The sequence below is a fragment of the Micromonospora sp. MH33 genome (assembly GCF_003013775.1).
Classification (GTDB): Bacteria; Actinomycetota; Actinomycetes; order Mycobacteriales; family Micromonosporaceae; genus Micromonospora; species Micromonospora fulviviridis.
The window spans coordinates 1-6366 of record NZ_MUYZ01000353.1; the positions used below are offsets into that span (position 1 = coordinate 1).

Annotated in this window: 6 protein-coding genes; 1 reads left to right on the top strand and 5 read right to left on the bottom strand. The window is 67.6% G+C overall.

The genetic code is table 11. The features are described 5' to 3' along the window. Positions 1-59: 59 nt before the first annotated feature. Together B0E53_RS31905 and B0E53_RS31910 are read right to left on the bottom strand one after the other, a co-directional pair. Entirely contained in the window at positions 60-302 is a 243-nt protein-coding gene (locus B0E53_RS31905; protein WP_107079371.1) for a hypothetical protein, read from the bottom strand. A 162-nt stretch (positions 303-464) separates the two neighbouring features. Beyond that, positions 465-731, bottom strand: coding sequence for a hypothetical protein (locus B0E53_RS31910; protein WP_107079372.1), 267 nt, complete (start codon positions 729-731; stop codon positions 465-467). Positions 732-1206: 475 nt separating this feature from the next. Between B0E53_RS31910 and B0E53_RS31915 the strand changes: the two genes are divergently transcribed. After that, positions 1207-1995, top strand: a complete 789-nt coding sequence (locus B0E53_RS31915; protein ID WP_107079373.1) for a DUF4396 domain-containing protein — start codon at positions 1207-1209, stop codon at positions 1993-1995. A gap of 238 nt (positions 1996-2233) precedes the next feature. On the opposite strand, the gene B0E53_RS31920 is transcribed toward B0E53_RS31915, so the two are convergent. From B0E53_RS31920 to B0E53_RS31930, 3 genes are all read right to left on the bottom strand, one after another. After that, positions 2234-3229 (bottom strand): cytochrome d ubiquinol oxidase subunit II, encoded by a 996-nt coding sequence (locus B0E53_RS31920; RefSeq protein ID WP_107079374.1) that lies wholly within the window; start codon positions 3227-3229, stop codon positions 2234-2236. Further along, entirely contained in the window at positions 3226-4653 is a 1428-nt protein-coding gene (locus B0E53_RS31925; RefSeq protein WP_107079375.1) for a cytochrome ubiquinol oxidase subunit I, read from the bottom strand. The genes B0E53_RS31920 and B0E53_RS31925 overlap by 4 nt, the downstream gene beginning before the upstream one ends. Positions 4654-4891: 238 nt before the next feature. Then, a complete protein-coding gene (locus B0E53_RS31930; protein ID WP_210406294.1) occupies positions 4892-5842 on the bottom strand; it encodes an NADP-dependent oxidoreductase in 951 nt (316 codons plus the stop codon). Positions 5843-6366: the final 524 nt, after the last annotated feature.

Consider the following 6366-nt stretch of genomic DNA (forward strand, 5'->3'; position numbering starts at 1 on the left):
TCGCCGTCCGTTACGAAGCCACCGTCACCATCGCCGCGATCAACCAATGGCTATGACCCTTACCAAACACGGCCTAGTTCGTCGGCTCGACGCCTGAGTTGTTCGGCGTGATCGTCCCAGTCCGGCCCGTGAAAGTAGAGGTCCGCGCCGGCCGCGCGAAGTAGTTCGGCATCGTGGGGCCGCTGAAGGCAGGCCAGGCGGTACGCGAGGTTCCTCGCCCAGACCGGAAGATCCCCGGCGAGGTCCGGGATCGTGTCGCGAATCATCGTCATGATCGTGTCCGCGTCCGCGAAGGTCAGCACCTCGATGAAGTCCCGCGTGGCGTCGTTGATGTGACTGCCCGGTCGCTCCGGATGTTCAAGGTCAGGGCAGAGATCGAGAGCAAGTGCGGTAAGGCGCGCTCCACCTTGTCCCCGTCCGGGGAGGCTGGACGGTCTCCAACTGCCCGACGAGGAGATCCGCTCTCATCGATCAAGAAACACGGAGTAGCTGATGCCGCAGCCGATGGCGGCAAACCCGACGAGCCAGCCGGTGGGTGCAGCCGTTGTCCCAATGGCCCAAGCCGCTTGAAGCTCGGTCCGGGCCACCGTGAACCAAAGCTTGACTGCCGAGGCGAGGAGTGCCACGGCAAGGAACAATGGGCCGACCGTGATCGCCAGGCGAAGCAAGAGGTCGTGCGGAATGCAGTCGATCCCCTCGCATTGGCCGTCGGTGGGAAGCAGCGTCCACAACAGGCGAGCCCGGCGATGAGCAGGCCATGGCAGGTCACTATGAAGGTCAGGCTCTGCCAGACCTGGTCCGCCTGGTTGGGGGTGAGATCGGGTTCACGGTGGTGAGCGTATGGCCGCAGCCGTTGAGTGCATATCCGCCGAAGTACTCAGCCGAGCGTCACCGGTCGACAGGCTTCGTGGACGGCATGGATGAGGCCCGTCGGCGCCCGACCCAATGTGACCTGCGAGTTCCTGAGCCTGGCCATGACCGCCGCGAGGCCGGTGGTTGTCGGCGTCAGCGTTGATCGCAGCGTGGTTTCGCGCTTCCTCCCGACGCGACCCGCGCCGTGGAGCCGCCTCACGGTAAAGGGCGCGTAACCCGCTGGGACTTGCTCGGCGTCGGGCTCACTGTTCAGCCCACAAGGCTGAATGTTGCGCGGGTGGGCGATGCCGCATGCCTCACCGCCCGATGTGCTCTCATGTTTGAGGCGGCATCGTGGGTCGCCTTCCTTCCCTGGCGGCGGAGATTCTCACATCCGCCGCCACCGGCATTGCATTGAGTGCCCTGGAGCGAGCGGAGATGATGGTGCAACCGACGTGGCTCGTGATGCTTGCGTGGGCTTCGCTCTTTGTGGTGTTGGCCAGCGCCATCGTTGTCGTTGTTGACCAATTTGTTTTTGGATACCGTCAGCCGGTCAAGATCATGGAGATAGTCTGGCCGGCAACCGCCCTCTACCTTGGCCCAGCGGCCGTCCTGACCTACAGAAAGTGGGGTAGACCCCAGTCTCCCCGCTGGCTGGACCGGCACGGCAACCCGCCCAGGGCGTCGCGACATGCTCCTACGACAATCCAAACCTATCATTGTGCGACACACTGCACTCTAGGTGTCATCATTGCTACGCCGATCACCTACGGCGTTGGCCTCGAAATTTTCGGCAGTACACTGTGGCCCGAAGTCGTCGGCGACTATGTAGGTGCAGTGGCCATAGGCGTTGCATTTCGCTACTCTACCGAGGCTCACACGGGTGGTCGAAGAGCGTGGGCCGCAATACGGAAATTTTTCAGGGGCGACCTGCTGACCGTGTCCGTCTTCGAGTTCGCCCTATTAGGCTGGCTGGCGTTAATGCATTTTCTTGTTTTCCACGATACCCTTCGGCCTAGTAGTCCGGTGTTTTGGCTCATTATCCAGGTCGGGTTGATCATCGGCTTCTTCGCCGCTTGGCCGCCAACATTGTTGCTGATCCGTCGCGGCGTCAAAACGGAATTGCTGGGCACGCCGCGGTAGCTGGTGATGCGCCGACGCCCTGGGGCGGAGGGGTGCACGTTGAGCTTGGTGTCACGCAGCACGGCGAACGCCGGCGCGACGGCGGGCCAGCTCATTCCGCGGCGCGATGGCGGCGTAGGGCGGGTGGGTGACCGACGGCGCTCGGATGGGCTGGACGGTTGGCCGCGGTCCGGCGGATCAGCGCCGTGGTGCCGACCTTCAGGTAGGTGGAGAACGGCGCCAGCGTGAACGGAAGCAGTCAGGTGGTGTCCAGATGACCTCGCTGATGCAGGACGAACAGCAGCGTCATGGCCGGCACGACGAGCAGCAGCGCCGCAGCGGCGACAAGGGTGAGCGACGCCAGGGTGGCGTCGGGAGCCGCGGCCTCGCCGATGGGTAGGTGGGTGCCCAGCAGGTACGGGTACTGCGCGACGCCCCAGCCGACCACCACCGTGCCAGCCGCGCCGACGGCGAGCGCCTGCAGCAACCGCGGCACCGCTCGATGAAGCAGGGCGATGCTGGCCAGTCCGCATGCCGCGGAGACCAGCACCAACGGCAGGCCGCGGCCGGTCAGCCCGTCGAAGAGGCGCCCGGCGTCGGCGTGCAGGATGGCGATCCCCGCCAGCGCCAAGGTGCCGGTCGCCACGGCGCTGGCCTGGGCCCGACGGCGAAACCAGCCCTCCAGGCGGGCGTCTGCGCGCGTACGGGCTTCGGCGGTGAGGAACACCGCGGCGACGAACGCGCACACCCCGACCGCGAGCACTCCGCCGAGCAGCGACGTCGGGTTGATCCAGCTCGTCATGGGATCGCCGTGCCCGTCGGCGGGCACGCGCCCGGAGGCGATTCCACCGGCGACCGTGCCGAGGAAGAACGGCGTGATCACCGACGAGGTGGCGAACGCCGCCCCTGTCGCCCGCTGCTGGTCGGTCTTCACCACCACCTTCCGGAACGCGAACCCGCTGCCGCGGACCACGATGCCCAGGGCGGCGAGGCCCAGCGGAACGTAGAGCGTGGTCATGATCGCGGCGAACGCGGACGGGAAGCCGGTCCAGAGCATCACCAGGCAGAAGATCAGCCATACGTGGTTGGCCTCCCACACCGGCGCCAACGTCTGATCGATCAGGTGCCTTGAGTTTCGCCCACGTCGCGCGCCACCGGCGGTGAGATCCCAGAATCCCGCACCGTAGTCCGCGCCCCCGAGCACGGCATAGGCGGTGACCCCGATGAACAACACGACGGCCGCAAACGTACTCACGCCTGCCCTCCCGCGGGCGCGGACTGCGAGGACCGAGATGGGCCGTAGGGCACGTCTGTCTCGGTTGCCCCGCCTTGGTCGCGCCAGCGGCGGTGCAGCAGTCGCAGGACGTACACGGTGGTGGCGCCGACCGCGACGTACAGCGCGACGGTGGCGGCGAAGAACAGCCACAGGTTGCCGGACGTGGTGACCGCGTCCCGGGTGAGGAGGTGACCGACGACCGTCCATGGCTGCCGGCCGACCTCGGTGACCACCCAGCCTGCTTCCAGCGCCACCACCGCGAGCATCCCACTGATTGTGGTCGCCCGCAGGAACCATCTGCTGCGCGGCAGGTCACGGCGGCGCCACCAGGCCAGGGCGTACCAGGCGGAGAGGGCCAGCAGCGCCGTGCCGATGCCGACCATGACGTCGAAGCTCAGGTGGACGATCGCGACCAGGCGGTCCGGTGGTCGCACCTCGGCGGGGATGGCGTCCAGGCCCCGGACGCGGGTGGACGGCGAGTAGCCGGACAACAGCGACGCCCCCGAGGGAATCTTGACGCCGCCGTGCACCTCCCCGTCCGCGTAGTAGCCGCCCAGCACCTCCGGCACGTGGGTGCCCGTGGTCGGGACGGCCTCGATCGCGGCGAACTTCGCCGGTTCGTTCCGGAAGACCTCGCGCGCGGCGATGTCGCCGACGAAGATCTGCAGCGGGGTGACCAGCGCCGCGACGGTCAGCGGTATCGCCAGGCCGAGCCGGTGGTAGCGGTCGCGGCGGCCGCGCCGCATCCCGGCGGCGTAGACGCCGGCGACGACGAACCCGGCGACCATGTACGCGGCCAGCAGCATGTGGATGGCCTCGAACCAGAATGCCCCGTTGAAGATCACCTCCAGCGGGCGAACCTCCACGATCTTGCCGTCCCGCATCGTGAATCCGCCCGGCTGGTTCATCCACGCGTTCGCCGCGACCACCGACAGCGTGCCGCCGATCCCGGACAGCACCACCGGCACACCGGTCCAGAAGTGCGGCCATGGCCGCATCCGCTGCCACCCGAAGACGTAGATGGCGACGAAGATCGCCTCCAGGAAGAAGAACAGGCCCTCGATCGCGAACGGGATGCCGAACGCCGCGCCGTAGGTGCCCATCAGTCGCGGCCAGAGCAGCCCGAGCTCGAACGACAGCACCGTCCCGGACACCGCGCCGACGGCGAACAGCACTGCCGCCACCTGCGACCAGCGGCGGGCCAGCAGCAGCGCGGTCTCGTCGTTCCGACGAATGCCCCGGGCGTTCGCGATCAGCATCAGGAAGGTGAAGGCCACCCCGAACGGCACCAGGATGATGTGGAAGCCGAGGGTGAAGGCCATCTGCTCGCGCGCAGGCAGCAGCTGCGCCGGATCGGCCGGCACCAGACTGGCGCCGACCGTCACCATCGACAGTCCAGGCATGGCCCGTGCTACCCGGTCAGGGCGGCCGGAAACGTACCGGAGGAGTGAGGATCAGGCAGAGCGCACCCTAACGGGCGGCTACCCCATCGCTGACATCAGCGGGCGACGCATCGAGTTTCACAAAGACGCGGGCGCCCCGCCAGGGGCATCTTCCTTTTGTAAGCGAGTAGTCCGGGCCTGCGGACCGACCGGATCCCGTCACAGAGCAGCGGGCCGCAGGTGCCGGCGGCGGCAGTGACTAGTCAGCGACGTGGATGACGACCTTACCGCGGCGTTTGGCCGTCTCGAGCGCCTCGTAACCGGAGCGCGTCTCGGTGAGGGGCAGTACGCGGTCCAGCACCGGCCTCAACCGGCCGTTGTCGACGAGCTCGGCGATGGAACGCAACGCGTTCTGGTCGGGCTCGACGATGAAGTACACGCCGCGGGCGCCGTGCCGGGGTGCTTCCTGCTGGTCGGGCGGCGTGACGAGGCTGACCAGGACACCGCCCGGTTTCAGGACCGACCAGGACCGCGACTGCGTGGCTCCTCCGACAAGATCAACGACCACGTCCACGTCGCGGACGTGGTCCTCGAAGCGGTCGTGCGCATAGTCGATGACCTGCTCGGCACCCAGACCCTTGACGAATTCCAGGTCGGCCGCCGCCGCCGTGGCGCTCACGCGAGCACCGAGACCGGCCGCGAGCTGCACCACGTAGCTCCCCACGCCGCCGGCGCCGCCCTGCACCAGCACGTGCTGGCCGGCCTGCAGATCGGCGTGGTCCACCAGTGCCTGCCAGGCACTCAACGCCGCCAGTGGGAGCGCCGCGGCGTGGTCATGGTCAACGCTGACGGGCTTGGCCGCCACGACGGCCGCGGGCAGAGCGACGTACTCCGCGGCCGCGCCATCGCGGGTGAAAGGGATCAAGCCGTAGACGGCCTCCCCCTCGGCCGGGCTCTCCACCCCCACCCCGCGCGCCGCGACGACTCCGGAGAACTCATGCGACGGGATGATCGGAGTGCGCTCAGGTCCTGACCAGTCCGAGCTGTACGTCCACGTCTGCGGCCAGGTGAGCTCGGTGGGTGTCATGGAAGCGGCCTTCACCGCCACCAACACCTCACCAGGCCCCGGCTCAGGCCGCGGCGCCTCCTCGTACACGAGCTGCTCCGGCCCGCCCCTGGTGTGGGCTCTCACGGCGTGCATCGTGCTCATCCGACGACTGCTCCTTTCCGACCACATGTCGATCAGCCCGCCGCCCGCCCCTGGGGATAACCGCAGGCTAACCCCCGCATTATCTGGCGGTTCGGCAGCCGCCCGCCGGACTTCCGTAACCCCTGCCCCTTCGGCGAAGAAGCACGCTGAATCAGCGGCTCCGGGGCAGCAGCACGCAGCGGTCGTCTGGCGGCGACCGCCGAAGCCAAGCATGTGGGGGATTACATGATCAACGTTCAAAAACGAGGCACCTGCCGCCCCGGCCGATGGGACGTCAGCGTGGTGATGAGCGCGCGCCCTCGGTGCGTGTGGCGGATCCAAGCGGGTAATGGTCCCCAGCACGCCGACCGTCGACACAGCGACTAGGTGTTCTGTCCATGGACGTTGGTGACGCGTCGGGGATCTTGAAAGGGTGAGGACCTCCTGGGTGGGTGTGGAGCTACCAGACTGTCAAGCCCCGGGTTTGATGGAGAGTTGGTTAGCTGGTTTTCAGGGGTGCGGTGACCGGCTGGGTCATCGCGTGG